At 66.0% G+C, this 16,952-nt stretch carries 17 protein-coding genes and 1 pseudogene; 10 read left to right on the forward strand and 8 right to left on the reverse strand.

The genetic code is table 11. The features are described 5' to 3' along the window. The 4 genes and pseudogenes from B2R83_RS23195 to B2R83_RS23210 form a co-directional block, all read right to left on the reverse strand. Positions 1–232 (reverse strand): annotated as a pseudogene (locus tag B2R83_RS23195) (sulfite exporter TauE/SafE family protein); the annotation flags it as partial. Between the two features lie 53 nt (positions 233–285). Beyond that, a complete protein-coding gene (locus B2R83_RS23200) occupies positions 286–723 on the reverse strand; it encodes a YeeE/YedE family protein (RefSeq protein ID WP_209588649.1) in 438 nt (145 codons plus the stop codon). A gap of 11 nt (positions 724–734) precedes the next feature. Next, positions 735–1,166, reverse strand: coding sequence for a YeeE/YedE family protein (locus B2R83_RS23205; protein WP_036216700.1), 432 nt, complete (start codon positions 1,164–1,166; stop codon positions 735–737). Continuing rightward, complete coding sequence (locus B2R83_RS23210; RefSeq protein WP_209588647.1) at positions 1,163–1,495, reverse strand: ArsR/SmtB family transcription factor; 333 nt, start codon at positions 1,493–1,495, stop codon at positions 1,163–1,165. The genes B2R83_RS23205 and B2R83_RS23210 overlap by 4 nt, the downstream gene beginning before the upstream one ends. A 99-nt stretch (positions 1,496–1,594) precedes the next feature. Between B2R83_RS23210 and B2R83_RS23215 the strand changes: the two genes are divergently transcribed. Together B2R83_RS23215 and B2R83_RS23220 are read left to right on the forward strand one after the other, a co-directional pair. Further along, the gene (locus tag B2R83_RS23215; RefSeq protein WP_292045463.1) at positions 1,595–1,945 is read left to right on the forward strand and encodes a TIGR01244 family sulfur transferase; all 351 of its coding nucleotides are present in this window, start codon (positions 1,595–1,597) and stop codon (positions 1,943–1,945) included. 69 nt (positions 1,946–2,014) lie between these two features. Further along, positions 2,015–2,764, forward strand: a complete 750-nt coding sequence (locus B2R83_RS23220; protein ID WP_292045465.1) for an MBL fold metallo-hydrolase — start codon at positions 2,015–2,017, stop codon at positions 2,762–2,764. A gap of 24 nt (positions 2,765–2,788) precedes the next feature. Here B2R83_RS23220 and B2R83_RS23225 read toward each other — a convergent pair whose 3' ends face one another. After that, positions 2,789–3,970, reverse strand: a complete 1,182-nt coding sequence (locus tag B2R83_RS23225; RefSeq protein ID WP_292045467.1) for an acyltransferase family protein — start codon at positions 3,968–3,970, stop codon at positions 2,789–2,791. A 338-nt stretch (positions 3,971–4,308) separates the two neighbouring features. Here B2R83_RS23225 and B2R83_RS23230 point away from each other — a divergent pair, with 338 nt between their 5' ends. The 4 genes from B2R83_RS23230 (at position 4,309) to B2R83_RS23245 (ending at position 9,007) form a co-directional block, all read left to right on the forward strand. Beyond that, positions 4,309–5,460 (forward strand): TRAP transporter substrate-binding protein, encoded by a 1,152-nt coding sequence (locus B2R83_RS23230; protein WP_292045469.1) that lies wholly within the window; start codon positions 4,309–4,311, stop codon positions 5,458–5,460. 76 nt (positions 5,461–5,536) lie between these two features. Next, positions 5,537–6,121 (forward strand): TRAP transporter small permease subunit, encoded by a 585-nt coding sequence (locus B2R83_RS23235; protein WP_292045471.1) that lies wholly within the window; start codon positions 5,537–5,539, stop codon positions 6,119–6,121. Beyond that, positions 6,118–8,043: a TRAP transporter large permease gene (locus tag B2R83_RS23240; protein WP_292045473.1), complete on the forward strand. Its 1,926-nt coding sequence runs from the start codon at positions 6,118–6,120 to the stop codon at positions 8,041–8,043. Before B2R83_RS23235 ends, B2R83_RS23240 begins: the two co-directional genes overlap by 4 nt. 331 nt (positions 8,044–8,374) lie before the next feature. Continuing rightward, complete coding sequence (locus tag B2R83_RS23245; RefSeq protein WP_292045475.1) at positions 8,375–9,007, forward strand: YitT family protein; 633 nt, start codon at positions 8,375–8,377, stop codon at positions 9,005–9,007. A 6-nt stretch (positions 9,008–9,013) separates the two neighbouring features. Here B2R83_RS23245 and B2R83_RS23250 read toward each other — a convergent pair whose 3' ends face one another. Next, on the reverse strand, positions 9,014–10,141 hold the full coding sequence (locus B2R83_RS23250; protein WP_292045477.1) for a serine hydrolase domain-containing protein: 1,128 nt from the start codon (positions 10,139–10,141) through the stop codon (positions 9,014–9,016). Positions 10,142–10,354: 213 nt separating this feature from the next. On the opposite strand from B2R83_RS23250, the gene B2R83_RS23255 reads away from it, so the two are divergent. Continuing rightward, positions 10,355–12,049, forward strand: coding sequence for a sensor domain-containing diguanylate cyclase (locus tag B2R83_RS23255; RefSeq protein ID WP_292045479.1), 1,695 nt, complete (start codon positions 10,355–10,357; stop codon positions 12,047–12,049). Positions 12,050–12,068: 19 nt separating this feature from the next. Next, positions 12,069–12,800, forward strand: a complete 732-nt coding sequence (locus tag B2R83_RS23260; RefSeq protein ID WP_209588638.1) for a helix-turn-helix domain-containing protein — start codon at positions 12,069–12,071, stop codon at positions 12,798–12,800. 22 nt (positions 12,801–12,822) lie between these two features. Here the strand turns inward: B2R83_RS23260 and B2R83_RS23265 are convergent, their stop codons facing one another. Beyond that, positions 12,823–14,154, reverse strand: coding sequence for an alpha-amylase family glycosyl hydrolase (locus B2R83_RS23265; protein WP_292045482.1), 1,332 nt, complete (start codon positions 14,152–14,154; stop codon positions 12,823–12,825). Between the two features lie 179 nt (positions 14,155–14,333). Here B2R83_RS23265 and B2R83_RS23270 point away from each other — a divergent pair, with 179 nt between their 5' ends. Next, on the forward strand, positions 14,334–15,353 hold the full coding sequence (locus B2R83_RS23270) for a porin (protein WP_292045484.1): 1,020 nt from the start codon (positions 14,334–14,336) through the stop codon (positions 15,351–15,353). A 75-nt stretch (positions 15,354–15,428) separates the two neighbouring features. Next, entirely contained in the window at positions 15,429–15,863 is a 435-nt protein-coding gene (locus B2R83_RS23275; protein WP_292045486.1) for a hypothetical protein, read from the forward strand. Here B2R83_RS23275 and B2R83_RS23280 read toward each other — a convergent pair. After that, complete coding sequence (locus B2R83_RS23280; RefSeq protein ID WP_292045488.1) at positions 15,825–16,847, reverse strand: SDR family oxidoreductase; 1,023 nt, start codon at positions 16,845–16,847, stop codon at positions 15,825–15,827. The genes B2R83_RS23275 and B2R83_RS23280 overlap by 39 nt on opposite strands. Positions 16,848–16,952: the final 105 nt, after the last annotated feature.

Consider the following 16,952-nt stretch of genomic DNA (forward strand, 5'->3'; position numbering starts at 1 on the left):
CGGCGGCGGCGATGAGCAGGGCGGCGCGGTAGCGTACGATGCCGGCGCGCAGGCCCAGCACAGCGCCGAGCGCGGCCGCCATGCCCACCGCGAGCAGGCCGATCGGGCCGGCTTCGGCGACGCTGGCGCCAGTGCCGAAGACCAGCAGCGGAACCGCGAGGATGCCGCCGCCGGCGCCTGTCAGCGCCAGGATCAGGCCGACGACCAGACCGAGCGCGGCGGCGGTCAGCATGACGTCCTCCGCCGAACGCCTGTTGGCCGGATGGGGGCTGGCGCAGGCATGGCTCAGGCGCTCCGGGCGATGCGGCTGGCGCGGGCCCACTCGACCAGCTCGAAGATCGCCATGCCGGCCACCATGGCGATCGTGAACACCAGCGGCTTCGCGCCGCCGGTGGCGAGCGAGGCCAGTGCCGGACCCGGGCAATAGCCGGCCAGGCCCCAGCCGGCGCCGAAGGCGAGCGAGCCGAGCACGAGACGGCGGTCGATCCGGGTCGCGGTGGGCAGGCGCATGGGCGCGCCCAGCAGCGCGCGCTCGCGCTTGGCCGCGAACCAGAACGCCGGCGCGCTCACCAGGATCGCGCCGCCCATGACGAAGGCGAGCGAGGGATCCCAGTTGCCGGCGAGGTCGAGGAAGCCGAGGACCTTGGCGGGATCGCTCATGCCGCCCACGATCAGTCCGATGCCGAAGAGCAGTCCGATGAGCAGTGCTGTCAGGATGTGCATGGTCATTCTCCTTATCCGAGCAGATGGCGTACCACGAAGACGGTGGCGAAGCCGGCCAGCATGAAGGCCGCGGTGGCGGCCAGCGAACGCGGCGAGCGGCGCGACAGGCCGCATACGCCGTGGCCGCTGGTGCATCCGGCGCCGTAACGCGTTCCCACGCCGACCAGCAGGCCGGCGGCCACCAGGGTGAGTTCGCCGGCATCGACGGTCGGCACCGGCAGGGTGTGCACGGCGCCATAGGCGAGCGGCGCGGCGATCAGGCCGAGCACGAAGGCGATGCGCCAGCCGACGTCGCCGGCGGATGGCCGTAGCAGGCCGCCGAGGATGCCGCTGATGCCGGCAATCCTGCCGTTGAGCAGGATGAAGGCCGCAGCGGCGGCGCCGATGGTCAAGCCGCCGGCGAGCGAACTCCAGGGGGTGAAATGGACCCAGTCGATGTTCATGGTTTGACTCCTTGGTTTGGCAGGCAGAACTGCTGGTAGAGCACCTGCATGAGCGCCAGCGCTGCCTCGCTGTCGATCCGGTAGAAAACCTGTTTTCCTTCGCGCCGGGTGCTGACCAGCTGTTCTTCGCGCAGCACGGCGAGCTGCTGGGACAGGGTGGGCTGCGTGATGCCCAGCAGGGTCTCGAGCTCGCCGACTGCGTATTCGCCCTGGCTCAGCTGGCACAGCAGCAGGAGGCGGTCGGGATTGCCCAAAACCTTCAGGAGCGCGCAGGCCTGTGCGGCGGCATGGCGCATCTGCTGCAAATCGAGTTGTTGCGTGTCTGGCATGGAAGCACCTCATTCAATCTACTGTTTTACATTATATCGAAAGACAATATATCTTTCAATATAATATGGTTTTCTTTTTTTGATTCCCTGGGGGACAGCATGAACATCCGTTATCTCTGCAAGGACTACGCCGTCGCCGCGCAGATCGCGCCTGCCGACGTCGCAGGGTTGAAGGAGCAGGGTTTCGCCACCCTGGTGTGCAACCGCCCGGACGGCGAGGCCGGCGACCAGCCGCCGTTCGCAGCGATCGCCGCCGAGGCGCGCCGTCACGGCGTCGAGGTCGTGCACTTGCCGGTGGTGCCGGGGCGGATCACGGACGCCGATCGCGCGGCCTTCGTCGCGCTGTACGCGGCCGCGCCCAAGCCGATCCTGGGTTTTTGCCGCACCGGCATGCGCGCCAAGACGCTGTTCAAGGACACGAAAAATGAACCCGGCGGCGCTTCGCGCTAGCGCAGCGCTGCGCCGGACAACGTGTCGGCGTCTTATACTTTGTCAGCCCTGCATGTCGAGGAGAAGCGCATGATCTTCCGTCAGCTTTTCGAACCCTTGTCGAGCACATATACCTATCTGATCGGCTGTCCCGAAACCGGGCAGGCGGTCCTGGTCGATCCCGTGATCGTGACGGTGGAACGCGATCTGGAGGAGTTGAGCCGCCTGGGCCTGACGCTGGCGTACAGCATCGACACCCACGTCCATGCCGACCACATCACGGCTGCGCTCGAACTGAAGAAGCGGGTTGGGAGCAGGATCGCGGCGCCGGCCGCGGAGCGCGTCGATTGTGCGGACGTCCAGCTGGAGGAAGGCGTGCCATTCAGGATCGGATCGATGCAATTCGAGCCCTTGCATACGCCGGGCCACACGTCGGGACATTTTGCCTACGTCCTGGGCGACCGTGTATTCACGGGCGACGCCTTGCTGATCGAGGGATGCGGGCGGACCGACTTCCAGCAGGGCGACTCTGATGCGCTCTATCACAGCGTGCGGGGAAAGCTGTTCGCGCTGCCTGACGAAACACTCGTCTACCCGGCGCACGACTACCAGAAAAGGCGGGTGTCTTCGGTGATGCAGGAAAAGCAGCGCAATCCCCGTCTCGGTGGGGACCGCTCGGTCGAAGAGTTCCGGCAGATCATGGCGGAACTCGAGCTGCCGTATCCCAAATTTATCGATTACGCGGTTCCCGGCAATAAGCAATGCGGGGTGTGCCCAACTGATCTGCCGGAAAACCTCATCAAGTACTGCCAGCAAATGACCGAGAGTCCGCAAGGCTAACCGGCCGGCTCCTGCTTGCCCTTGTCACCTCTGGCTGTAGGAGGGTTCGGGCACAGGCGCCAGCACCATCCGTTTGACGAAGCGCCGCAGCCGGTAGGTATGTGCCTCGAACGGCAGGTGGAAGAGGTAGGCGAACACCACGATGGCGAAGAACAGCCCTGCGTAAACAAGCAGGGACGCCGGATCGCTGGTCGACAGGATCTGCGTCCCGATCGGGTCATGCAGGAATTCGGCCAGGTAGATCAAGGGGTAGTGGATCACATACAGCGTGAACGAGAACGGCGCCAGCAGTCCGGCAATGTTCGCCAGCCGGTTCCCGATGCGTGCGCGATCCGCGGGAAACTGCAGGCTCGACAGCAGGCAAAGAAAGAGCACGCTGAACAGCAGGTCTTCGGCAAACGTCGCCGCTACCAGGGTGCCGATACTGCCGCTCAGCCGGAAATGGACGGCCAGCCCAAGGATCACGACGATCAACAGGAAGCGCGCGGCGCGGCCCAGTTCGATGCGGATCCGCGAGAACAGCACGCCCAGCAGCCAGATCACGAAATACAGCATCAGGTCGAACAGCAGCAGGTAGCCGATGAGCGCACAGGCGGCCAGGCCGGCCGCTTTCGTGATGCCGCGCTGCCCGATGACCGGCAACAGCAGCAGCGGGAAGAGGGCGTAATACCACATCTCGTTCGACAAACTCCACAAAGAGAAATTGCCGCCGAAGCGAGGGACTGCCATGCCCTGCAAGCCGAACAGATTGCCCCAGAACGTGCTCCACGAATATTCATTGTCCGGCGCATAGCTGATCAGGCCCGGGTCGACCGTCTGCGTGATCGTGCCGATCGCCAGCGTGAGCACGAAGGCCGGCACCAGCACGATCCACATGCGCGTGAGCCGATCGATCGCATACGACATCATGCAGTTGGGCTCGCCCAGCTTGTTCAGCAGGCTGCCGCCGACGAGCCAGCCGCTCAGCAGGAAGAAGATCACGACGGCAATGTGCGAGAACCCGGTGAAGAAAGCCAGTCCCTGGTACCAGAGCGATGGGTCGGCCACTGTTTTCAGGCTCGGGAACAGTTCGCCGCGGAGATGAGCGGCGACCACTTGAAGAGCGGCAATACTGCGCAGGGCCGATATCAGGACGGAATGCTGGTAGCTTTCGTTCAGGTTGGTCCTGTCCAGCAGGCATATGCGCATGGCGCATGCAGGATGCATCGTCTCCTCCTGTAGTAAGCCAAACGTCTGGATCGTAGCCCCTCATTTGCTTGTTCGGTTTGAGAGTGCACAGGCGCGTCGCGCCTTGCACGCGCTTTGCAGGCAGCCGGTTCCGGAAGCCGCTGTTGCATCCGGACGGCGGTCCGAAAACAGTGATGCTTGACAGAAAAATAAAACGGCCCGATCCTCGTAAGCCACATGTAAGAAATCCGTAAGGAAACAAGCCCATGCTGCGAGTCGGCATGCAGATATTTACAGAAGGAGAAGTCCACCCCCCCAAGCCAGCTGTTGTACGTGTAGCGATTCAATCGTGTAAAAAACCAACCAGGAGACAGACGATGAAGCAGCGTAACGACGATTCAAAGAAGCCAGCATCCACCCGCCGCAAGTTCCTCGGCACCGCAGCCGCCGGCACCGCCGGCGCCACCCTCGCGGTCCCGATGATCGCCACCGCCCAAACGCCGAAGCAGATGCGCTTCCAGAGTACCTGGCCTAGCAAGGACATCTTCCACGAATACGCCCTCGACTTCGCCAAGAAGGTCAACGACATGACCGGCGGCGAGCTGAAGATCGAGGTGCTGCCCGCCGGCGCCGTCGTTCCCGCTTTCGGCCTGCTCGACGCAGTCTCCAAGGGCACCCTCGACGGCGGCCACGGCGTCATGGGCTACAACTACGGCAAACAGAGCGCCATCGCGCTGTGGACCTCGGGCCCGGCCTTCGGCATGGATGCCAACATGGTGCTGGCCTGGCACAAGTACGGCGGCGGCAAGGCGCTGCTGGCCGAGCTGTACAAGAGCATCGGCGCCAACGTCGTCTCCTTCCTCACCGGCCCGATGCCGACCCAGCCGCTGGGCTGGTTCAAGAAGCCGATCAGCAAGGTCGAAGACCTGAAGGGCCTGAAGTTCCGCACCAACGGCCTAGCGATCGACATGTTCACGGCCATGGGCGCGGCGGTGAACGCGCTGCCGGCCGGCGAGATCGTGCCGGCCATGGACCGCGGCCTGCTGGACGGCGCCGAATTCAACAACGCCAGCTCCGACCGGGTGCTCGGCTTCCCGGACGTATCCAAGGTCTGCATGCTGCAAAGCTTCCACCAGAGCTCCGAGCAGTTCGAGGTTACCTTCAACAAGACCAGGTACGACGCGCTGCCGGCCAAGATGAAAGCGATCATCGAGAACGCCGTCGAGGCGGCGTCAAGCGACATGTCCTGGAAGGCGGTCGACCGCTATTCCAAGGACTACGCCGGCATGCAGTCCCAGAACGGGGTCAAGTTCTACAAGACGCCGGACTCGGTGCTGCAGGCGCAGCTGGCCGTGTGGGACCAGGTGGTGGCCAAGAAGGGCGCCGACAATCCGCTGTTCAAGAAGGTCGAGGCCTCGATGCGCGCCTTCGCCGAGCGCGCGATGAAGTGGGACATGGACACCAACAACCCGCGCCGCATGGCCTACAACCACTACTTCGGTCGCAGGGCGCCGGCCAAGAAGGCGTAAGCGCTACCCCTAGCCAACCGTGTGCCCGCCCTTCATGACGAGGGGTGGGCCCTGTTCGTTCGACCGGAGCAGCTCCATGCAAAACGTCTTGTTGTTCGTCGACCGGGTCAGCAGCTGGGTCGGCCAAGCCTTCTCCTGGCTGATCGTCGCGCTCACCTTTCTCATCACCTGGGAAGTCTTCGCACGCTACGCCCTGAACACCCCCAACCCCTGGGCCTTCGACCTGATGATCATGATGTACGGCGCCGCCTTCATGATGGCCGGGGCCTACACGCTGGCCAAGAACGGCCACGTGCGCGGCGACGTGCTGTACAGCTTCTTCCCGCCGCGCCTGCAGGCCAGCCTCGACCTGATCCTGTACTTCGTCTTCTTCATCCCCGGCGTGGTGGCCCTGGTCTGGGCCGGCTATACCTACGCGGCCGAGTCGCTCGCCATCCGCGAACACTCGACCCTCACCGCCAACGGCCCGCCGCTGTATCCCTTCAAGATGGTGATTCCCTTCGCCGGCGTCCTGCTCCTGCTGCAGGGCTTCGTCGAGATCGTGCGCTGCATCGTCTGCCTGCGCAATGGAGAATGGCCCGCGCGCGAGGCCGACGTCGAGGAGGTCGACGTCGACAAGCTCAAGGCCACGGTGAACGCACCAGGGGAGCGCACGCCATGAGGAAGGAAATCTGGTTCGGCCTGTCGATCCTGGTGGCGATCGTCATCGCCCTGTTCGTCCTGATGCCGGCGCCCGCCGACATGACGAATGGCCACCTGGGCCTCCTGATGCTGGCGCTGGTGGTGGTGGCCATCATGCTCGGCTTCCCCACCGCCTTCACCCTGATGGGCATGGGCGTCATGTTCGCCTGGTTCGCCTACCACAGCCAGAACCCCGACCTGGCGGCGCAGCAGACGCTCGACCTGATGGTGCAGCGCGCCTATTCGGTGATGGCCAACGACGTGCTCATCTCGATCCCGCTGTTCATCTTCATGGGCTACCTGGTGGAGCGCGCCAACCTGATCGAGCGGCTGTTCAAGAGCCTGCACCTGGCGATGGCGCGCGTGCCCGGCTCCCTGGCCGTGGCGACCATCGTCACCTGCGCGGTGTTCGCCACCGCCACCGGCATCGTCGGCGCCGTGGTCACCCTCATGGGCCTGCTGGCGATGCCGGCCATGCTCAAGGCGGGCTACAGCACCCAGCTGACGGCAGGCTGCATCACGGCGGGGGGCTGCCTGGGCATCCTGATTCCGCCTTCGGTGCTCTTGATCGTCTACGGGGCGACGGCCGGGGTCTCGGTGGTCCAGCTGTATGCGGGCGCCTTCTTCCCGGGGATCATGCTGGCGGCGCTGTATGTCGGCTACGTGCTGATCATCGCCAAGCTCAAGCCCAGCATGGCGCCGCCGCTGCCGGCATCCGAGCGCGTCGTCGCGCTGCCGGCCTATACGCAGGCGATCCCCGGCGCCTACGGCAAGAGCGCGGTGCCGGCCCTGGTGCGCGCCTTCAAGGGCCGGCGCGGCGCCGATGTCCCGGGCCGCACCCTGGCGTCGAACCTAGCCGTCGCACTGCTGCCGGCACTGGCCTTTGCCGCCGTCATGGGCCTGAGCTACCGGATCGTCACCGCGCCGGATGCTCCCCGAACGGAGCTGGTCGAGATGGGCGCCCAGCAGGAATTCGACAGCGCGGCAAGCGTCGAGGAGGGCGGCTTGCAGGAGCCGCCCGCCGAGGGAGAACTGGCCGAGCCGCCGGTGGAAGGGGAGGCGACGCCGCTCCCGGCAGCCGGCGCAACGCCTGTCGCAGCGGCCGCCGACGTGGCGGTCCCCGCGGCCGCGCCGGAGCCGGTCGCCAAGCCGGCGTCCAGGGCCTACTGGATCACGTTTGCCGTGGTGGCTGCGGCGCTGGCCATCTTCTACGTGTTCTTCAGCTTCGCGCGCCTCGAGATCTTCAAGATGCTGCTCGGCTCCTTGTTCCCGCTGGTGATCCTGATCCTGGCGGTGCTGGGCAGCATCGTGTTCGGCCTGGCCACGCCGACCGAGGCGGCGGCGATGGGCGCCTTCGGCGGGCTGATCCTGGCGATCGCCTACCGCCGCTTCAACTTCAAGCTGCTGCGCGAGTCGGCCCACCTTACCACCAAGACCACGGCCATGGTCTGCTGGCTGTTCGTGGGATCAAGCATCTTCTCGGCCGCGTTCGCGCTGCTGGGCGGGCAGGAGATCATCAACGACTGGGTGCTGGGCATGGACCTGACGCCGGTGCAGTTCATGATCCTGGCCCAGGTGGTGATCTTCCTGCTCGGCTGGCCGCTGGAATGGACCGAGATCATCGTGATCTTCATGCCGATCTTCGTGCCGCTGCTGCAGCATTTCAACATCGATCCACTGTTCTTCGGCCTGCTGGTGGCAATGAACCTGCAGACCGCCTTCCTGTCGCCGCCGGTGGCGATGTCGGCGTTCTATCTGAAGGGCGTCTCGCCGCCGCATGTGACGCTGAACCAGATTTTCCTGGGGATGCTGCCCTTCATGGGACTGCAGGTGCTGGGGATCATCCTGCTCTACACCTTCCCGGCGATCGGCATGTGGCTGCCGGAGGTACTGTACAAATAAGCCTGGCAAGAAGGGGCGGTCCGGCAGGCCGCCCCTCATGCGGAGTTATGCGTCGCATGAATGGCTGACATGCGGAACGCGAAGTTTCATTGCGGTGCAACATCGGTAATAATGGCGGCCTCTACCCAGCCGTACCTTCCACGTTCCCGGATCTTGCCACCACAAGTGCCATCTTCCGGCAGCGCTGACTCCCCCGACTTTGTACACGCATAGTGAGGAAAATGAAGCATCATCTCCTGCCCGGCTCGACTTTCTACCGATTTGACGGATGCGTCCTGCATGCGTCGGCGCATGTGTCGGGTACTGAGGTGGCGCGATGATGCAGGGCGCCTTGCAAACGCAGGCGGCCCAGGGCAAGAACGTGGTCTCGATCAAGCCGCATACCCTGTTCGACGACGTCTACGGCATCCTGGTTGGCGTGCTGTTCGTCGCGATGGGCGTCCTGCTGCTGCAGGCCGCCGGCCTGATCACGGGCGGCGTGGCCGGCATCTCGCTGCTGACGTCCTACGTGTCCGGCTATTCGGTCGGCCTGCTGTTCATGCTCATCAACCTGCCGTTCTTCCTGTTCGGCTACCTGTTCATGGGCGCGCGCTTCACCATCAAGTCGCTGGCCGGCAGCATCCTGATCATGGCCATGCTCAAGCTGATGCCGAATGGCCTGGTGATCGGCCACATCCACCCGATGGTCGCGGCCCTGGGCGGCGGCACTTTCTGCGGCATGGGCATCCTGGCGCTGGCGCGCCATGGCGCCGGCGTGGGCGGTACCGGCATCGTCACGCTATGGCTGCAGAAGCGCTACGGCATCAATGCCGGCCGCACCCAGGTGGCGATCGACGCCGTGATCCTGCTGGCGGCGCTGGCCATCGTGTCGCCCGAACTGGTGGGCTGGTCCTCGCTGAGCGCGATCGCCATGAGCAGCATGGTCATGGCATGGCACCGCCCGGGCCGTTATTTTGGCAACTAAGAGCCTCTACGGCTGGTACCAGCCGTATTCCCAGCGCCACGGCATGTCCGTCTCGCCCAGCACCCGCCGGGCGAGCTCGGGATAGATCCGCTCGGCGCGCACGTCGTTGGCCAGCACCACCACGCAGCGCTGGCCGCGCTCCAGGCACAGCACCATGTTGCCGGTGCTGTCGTTGTGCCCACCCTTGAACCACGCCGGCCCGCTGCGGTCGCGGAAGCTCACCACGCCCAGGCCCGCCGCCAGCGACTGCGGCCAGATGGCCCTGGGCGCGGCGAGCGTCGGGAACTGGGCGGCGGAGCCGATCGGCAGCCAGGCCTGCACCAGCATGGCGCGCGCTGCCGCGCTCAATCCGTCTCCCCGTACGATACCTGCCCACAGGCGCGCCTGGTCCTCGATGGTGGTGTCCATCGAACCCGCCGCGCTCGGGCGGCTGCGCTCGTCGTGCGGCTCCATCTTGCCGTCCAGCGTGTAGCCGTCGGCCAGGTTGTCGGCGAAATCCGCGCGCCACTGCATGCTGGTGTTGCGCATGCCGAAGCGGTCGAACACGCGGCGCTGCATTTCCCTGCCCGTGTCCAGGCCCAGGCCGCGCTCGACCACCAGTTGCAGGATGTAGAAGCCTTCGCCCGAATAGGCGTAGCGCGCGCCCGGATCGAAGTGGAAGCGCAGCTTGCGGTCCGGCTCCAGCCAGCGGAAGTTGGCGAAGCCGGACGAATGCGTGAGCAGGATGCGCGGCGTCAGCCGGCGCCAGCGTTCGTCGTGCGCGAGATCGGAGAAATCCCATGGCTGCCTGTCGTAGGCGGGCAGGGGCTGCGGCAGCAGGGCGGGCAAGGGCGCGTCGAGGTCGAGCTTTCCTTCGTCCACCAGCTGCAGCAGCATGTAGGCAAAGGCAGCCTTGGTGAGCGAAGCGCCATACATCACCGTCTGCGGCGTGAGCGGCAGGCCGCGTTCCACGCTGCGCATGCCGTAGGCTTGCACGCTGACGACCCGGCCGCGGTCGATGGTCGCCAGCGCCAGTCCCTGCACGTTCTCGCGCGCCATCACGCGGCGTACTTCATCGTCGGAAACGGGAGAAACCGAAGGCGCAGCCGCGCATCCGGAGAGCAGGCAGGCCGACACGCACAGTGCTGTTTTCATCGATGTCCCGGAAATGGTCATGGCGTGGTCATGCTACACCGGCAGGGGCGACTGTGGCCGGTAGGGCACAATTTCGAACTGAACGTGCTTTTTTGTTGCGTTGCCGCAAAAAATTGATGCGTCAACAATAAATGATGCCGATAGTTATTTAATTAATTTTAGGAAACTAGTTAGAATAGTCGGCTATTTGAATTCCATCGCAATCATTCGTTCATGAGCGGCATCTTCGGAAAAATGCGCCTGTCCAGCCTGATGACCCTGGCCGTCTGCGCCACGGTCGCGCTGACGGTCGCGCTGCAACTGGCGCTGGTGAACCATTTTGCAGTGCGCCAGGCGCGCGAAGAGGCCCAGCTGCGCCTGCAGCAGCTCTCCTGGCAGATGCGCGATTCGCTCAACCGCGTGATCGAGCAGGCTACCCGCGACACCCGCCTGCTGGCCGAACTGCCGCAGGTGCGCTATTCGAGCGATGCCGACGCGACCCGGGCGGTACTCGAAAGCCTGCAGCGCAGCTTCCCCGACTACGCCTGGATCGGCATCGCCGACCTCGACGGCAAGGTGGTGGCCTCAACCGGCCGCATGCTGGAGGGCGCCAACGTCGGCAAGCGTCCCTGGTTCACCGCCGGCATGCGCGGCGTGGTCGCCACCGACTACCATCCTGCCTTGCTGCTCGAGAAGATCCTGCCGCGCAAGCCCGACCCCTGGCGCTTCGTCGACACCTCCGGCCCGATCGTCGATGCCGGCGGCAAGCCGGTCGCCGTGCTCGGCCTGCACCTGAGCTGGGAATGGGCGCGCAGCCATGCGCGCACGCTGCTCACGCCGGCGCTGCGCGAGTACGGCGCCGAGATCTTCGTGATCCGTGACGACGGCACCGTCATGCTCGGTCCGGCGCCGCTGGTCGAAACGAAAGTGCACACCGCCAGCCTGCGCCTGGCGCAGCAGGGGCAGACCGGAGCGCTGCGCGAGGTCTGGCCGGACGGGCGCGCCTACCTCACCGGCTACAGCCAGACCGGCGACATGCGCGATCCGGCCGCGCCGCGCTGGACCGTGCTGGTGCGCCAGACCGAGGGCCGGGCGCTGGCCGGCGCGGAGGACCTGAAGCAGCGCATGCTCGGCTGGAGCGCGCTGCTGGCGCTGGCGCTGGCCGGCGCCGCGGCGCTGATGGCGCGCCACCTGGTGCGGCCGATGGCAAAGCTGCGCGAGGCGATCGAAGGGATCACCGCAGCCACGCGAAGCGGCAAGGAGCCGCCGCCGATCCCGCCGGTGGATGGCTTCCTCGAGACCCAGATCCTGTCGCGCACGATGCGCGAACTGGTGCACAGCGAGGTCGCGCACCGCAAGGCGCTGCTGGCCATGAACGAGCGCCTCGAGCTGGCGGTGGCCGAGCGCACCGCCGAACTGCAGGCGCTCCTGCTGCGCGACGTGCTCACCGGCCTGCCGAACCGGCGCGCGCTGCTGGCGGCGCTGCCCGAGGCGATGAGCCGCGCGCGCCGCGTGGGCCGTCCGTGCGCGCTGCTGTTCCTCGACATGGACGGCTTCAAGGCGGTCAACGACAACCACGGACACGAAGAAGGCGACGAGCTGCTGCGCCAGTTCGGCGAGCGCCTGGCGCAGGGCGTGCGCAAGACCGACATGGTGGCGCGCCTGGCCGGCGATGAATTCGTCGTGGTGCTGGAGATGCTGACCGACGCGCTGCACGCCGAAGACACCGCGCACAAGCTGCTCGAACGCCTCAAGGAAGCGTACGTGCTGCGCAGCGCCACCGTGACGGTCGGCGCCAGCATCGGCATCGCGCTGCACCTGCCGGAAGACCCGGTGGACATCGACGCCTGGCTGGCGCGCGCCGACCATGCGATGTACGCGGTCAAGCGCACCGGCAAGAACGGCATCGCGCTCGCGGCCGAGGTCTGATACTGCTACCATCGCCCGCATGTCCGAAATCACCCAACTCATCGCCACCCTCAAGCGCGAACTCAAACAGCAGGGCAAGACCTACCGCGACGTCGCCGAAGCCCTCGATCTGTCCGAGCCGAGCGTCAAGCGCCTGTTCGCCACCGAGCAGTTCACGCTCGAGCGCTTGGTCGAGATCTGCGGCTTGCTGGGCCTGACGCTGGCCGAGCTGGCGCAGGAAGCGGGGCAGGGCCATCAGCGGCTGCGTACCTTGAATCCGGCGCAGGAACGCGAGCTGGTCTCCGATGCGCGCCTGCTGCTGGTGGCGGTGTGCGCGCTGAACCACTGGACCATGGCCGAGATGCTGCAGGCCTACCGCCTGAGCGAAGCCGAATGCGTGCAGCTGCTGCTGCGCCTCGACCGCCTGGCGCTAATCACGCTCCTGCCGGGCAACCGCATCCGCCTGAACGTGGCGCGCGACTTCGACTGGCTGCCGGGCGGGCCGATCCGCCAGTACTTCCGCGAGCAGGGCATGCCTGAATTCATCGACAGCGCCTTCGGGCAGCCGGGCGACGCGCTCGACTTCGTGCACGGCATGCTTACCGAGAGTGCGCGCGCCAAGCTGCAGGGCGAACTGCGGCAACTGCGGGCGCGCTTCGCGCAGCTGCACGAGGAAAGCCTGGCGGCGCCGCTGCCGCAGCGGCGCGGCACCGGTCTGCTGCTGGCCTTGCGCGAGTGGGAGCCGGCGGCGTTCGCCGGCTTGCGGCGCTAGCCGCGACGGGCACCCGGGGCGCCTACTGCGCGGGCGCCGACACCCGGTACTCCCACGCACCCAGCGTCGCCTTCTGCGCGGCGCCGGGGAGCGCATACTGCTGCTGCGCCCCCGACAGGTTCACGGTTACTGCCACGGCATTCCCATCCTTTTGCCGCCTGAACGCAAACACCTTGTCGTTTCCGGTCTCGAGCACCCGCATCGTCCCGCCATACTGCCCATTCCACAGCGCCGGGTTGTCATGCTTGAGCTTGAGCAGCCAGGTGTACAGCGCCGCGTTGGGATGCTCGCGCCACGCGATCGGGTCCTTCTCGAAGAATTCCAGGCGCTTGTCCAGCCCGGCTTCCTGCCCGCCGTAGATCAGGGGCATGCCCGGCAGCGTCGCCGCCAGCACCGCCATCGCCTGGAAGGCCGGTCCGTAGTGTTCCGGGTCGCTGCCGTGCCAGGAATTCTCGTCGTGGTTGCTGGTGAAGCGCATGCGGTAGGCGTGCTCCGGGTAGGCCACCGGCGGCTGCTCGAACAGGGTGCGCAGCGCCCGCGCATCGGCCTTGCCCTTGGCGATGTCCTTGAAGACGCCCAGGGTATCCCAGCCATAGCTCATGTCGAATGCGCGCGTGTGCAGCTCCGGCTGCCAGGCCTCGGCCAGCATGAACACCGGCTTGATCCGTTCCAGCTCGACACGCAATTGTTCCCAGAAGGCGGTCGGCACCTTGGCCGCCACGTCGCAACGGAAGCCGTCGATGCCGGTCTCGCGTACCCAGAACGCCATTGCCTCGGTCATCCCTTTCCACAGGCCCGGCTGTTTCCAGTCGAGGCCGGTGACGTCGGTCCAGTACTCGGGTTCCGCTCCCTCGGTATAGGTGACCGGGAACAGGTCGCCCTTGGCATCCTTCAGGTACCAGTCCTTGTGCTGCACCGTCCACGGGTTGTCGAAGGCCGTGTGGTTGGCCACCCAGTCGATGATGACGCGCATGCCGAGCCCTTGCGCCTGCTTCACGAGGCGCTTGAAGTCGTCCATGCTGCCGAATTCCGGGTTCACGGCGGTGTAGTCGCGCACCGCGTAGTAGCTTCCGAGCGTGCCCTTGCGGTTCTTGACGCCAATGGGGTGGACCGGCAGCAGCCACAGGATGTCCACGCCCATCTTGCGCAGTCGCGGCAGGTGCTGGGCGAATGCATTGAACGTGCCTTCCTTCGTGTACTGCCGGATATTCACCTCATAGATGTTGGCGCTGCGCGACCACGCCACGTGGCTCATCGGCGCCGCGGCCGGCTGCTGGGCCTGTACGGGAAGCGGGCTGAAGGCGGCGCTGAAGGCCACGGCAAGAATCGGCAGCGTGCGGACAACAAATGACATGGGTCTCCTCCGGTTTTGTGAAAGCCTCTTGTGCCCACTCATTCTACGGTGTAGAACCTTAAGCAAGCGGGAAAGTTCGGCTCAGAAGCAAAGGTATGGACGACGCTGTTTTATGTGAGATATTAGACAGATCAGTTCGTCAAAGAAGGCAATGATGGCATCAGAGAGGGAATGACGCCATGAAGATGTCAATCGTCGCATGCGCCGTGCTCGGAGCGAGCGCGGCGTGCGCCTCGGCCGAGAACGCGGCTGCTCCCGACGGGAGCACCGGTGCGCGCGAGGCGCTGAAGGAGGTCAGGGAAGCCGGCTGCGGCAAGGGCTGCGCGGCGCCGTCCGCGGACAGCGCCGGCAAGGCAGTGCCCGCCCAGGGCGGAGCCGGCACCGGCCGTACCGGCGAAGGGCCGGCAATTTTCACGTTGGAAACCGCACACGAGGCCCAGCAGCGGCGTACCAGCGAAGCCCAGCTGCTGAGCGCGGGCCGCCAGTACAACCTCGATTTCCGTACGCTGAGCGACGTCGGCGATCCGTTCCACGGCGGCCTGGCCGGCAGCGGCAGCGGCGCCGAGGACGCGCGCCGCAGCAGCGACAGCGTCATCTACCAGGGCCGCTTCAATGGCTTCACGGCCGGATCGTCCTGGGGCAAGGGCGACATCGACGGCTCGCCCTCGGGCCGTGCCTGGGGCATGACGGTCGGCTTCAAGGCCGGCCCCTTCACGATCCGCGCGGCGCACCAGAACCGCAACGTGGCCAAGGTCACCCGCATCAATCCGGTCGACATCAGCATGGCCGCGAAGAATTCCATCATCGCCGCCAACATGCGCTTCGACTGGGGCACCGCCTACGCGGCCTACAGCGCCAACCGCGGCTGGGGCAGCTCGCCGCTGTTCAACCCGGACAATCCCTACGGCGCCGGCATCGCCGGCATCCCGTCCACCGACAGCCGCGACGTGCTGGCCGGGGTGGCGGTGCCGGTCAGCCATGCGACCACGCTGCTGGCTTCCTACATCCGCAAGAACGACCGCGACCCGGCCAACCGCGACGCGCGCCAGATCGCGGTCGGGGCGACCTACGCCATCTCGCGCAAGCTGGATTTCTACGCCGCGTATTCGCACATCCAGCAGCAGAGCGGCATCCGCAACGCCAACGTACGCCATGGCGGCGGCGGGGCGATCAACCTGGGGATGCGGCGCGCATTCTGAGCTCCTGCGCGGCGACGCGATGCCGCAAAAAACGTTAGCCTGTCCCCATGGATAAACCAACGTTTTGGAGGCAACATGACAGGCGCAAGCACACTTGATCCGGACAACTTCCCGGAACGTCCGGACCGTAGTCTCGGCAAGGGACACGGTATCGATTCCCTCGGCCCGAGCGACATTTCCGACACCGGCAGCGATGTGGTCGGCGGCCCCGGCTTTGCCGACGCGCTCGACCCTGACCAGACGCTCGAATTCGACCACGGCACCACCTCGGACATGGAAGAAAGCCACGCCGGCGGCACTGCCGGTCCGGATGTCGGCGACGCCGAGTTCTCGGGCGACAGCGACATGGGCGGCACCGGCGAGCGCGCCGCGGCCGGGCGCGACAAGGTCGGCAAGGACGGCGCCGACATCGACACCGACCAGGTCGTGTCCATCCCCGATCTGCCGCTGACCGAGGAGGACACCGACTTCTTAACGACCAAACCGCCGCGAGAGGCTGAAGGCGGCTAACAACGCACCGCCGCCCACCAGGGCGGTCATCAATGGGGAGGAGCGCAGGCTGGTCTTGGTGTACAGGCTGCGCTCATGGACGTTCTGCGGCATGCCCTGGCGCTGGCGCAGTTCGGTCGACTCATCCGGCTTGTAGAGGGCGTCGCGGCGGTTCGCCGCGCTGGGGCGGTTCGATTTCTGCTGCTTGAACATGCTGGCGTTCATGTAGCGGTCGAACAGTGCCGGCATCAGCCTGGAGCCGGCCGCGATCATCTTCGAGGCGCCGCCCGCGTAGGCGTCGCGCTTCGGATTCTCGGCGCAGTACAGGATGGCGTCGGCCACCACTTCCGGCGCGTAGATCGGCGGCGGCAGGGCCGGTTCCTTGTCCATGTAGTTGCGCGCGTGGACCGCGAACATGGTGTCGATCGCGGCCGGGCGCACCAGCGTGACCGCCAGCGGCGCGCCTTCCTTTTCCACTTCCATGCGCAGCGCATCGGTGAAGCCCTTCACCGCATGCTTCGAGGCCGCGTACATGCCCTGCATCGGGATGGCGCGTTCCGACACTTCGCTGCCGACGTTGATGATGGCGCCGCCGCCGCGGTGCTTCATGCGCCGTACCGCTTCCAGCGAACCGTTGACGGTGCCCCAGAAGTTGGTCTGGAACAGGCGATGGTGGTCTTCCGGCTTGACTTCTTCCAGCCGGCCGAACACCGAGATGCCGGCATTGTTGACCCAGGTGTCGATGCGGCCGAAGCGGGCAATGGCCTTCTCGCCGATCTTCTCGACGTCCGCGATGTTGCCGACGTCGGCGGCCACGGTCTCGACCATGGCGCCGCGGCTGCGCATCTCGTCCGCCAGTTCGTCGAGGGCGTCCTTGCTGCGCGCGGCCAGCACGAGGCGGGCGCCGCGTGCGGCGGCCATGCGGGCGGTGGTCAGGCCGATGCCGCTGGTGGCGCCGGTGATGACCATGACCTGATCGTGGAGTTTCCTGAGTCTGATTGCCATGACGTACGTCCCTTTCAAGGTGGGTGAAGAGGACTGTCCGCGGCGCTCGGCCGCAGGGACAGGCCGTTGATGAACGGTCACCATGCTAGCCCGGCTGGATAATTC

Source organism: Massilia sp. UBA6681, from assembly GCF_002454935.1.
GTDB classification, from domain to species: domain Bacteria; phylum Pseudomonadota; class Gammaproteobacteria; order Burkholderiales; family Burkholderiaceae_D; genus Telluria; species Telluria varians.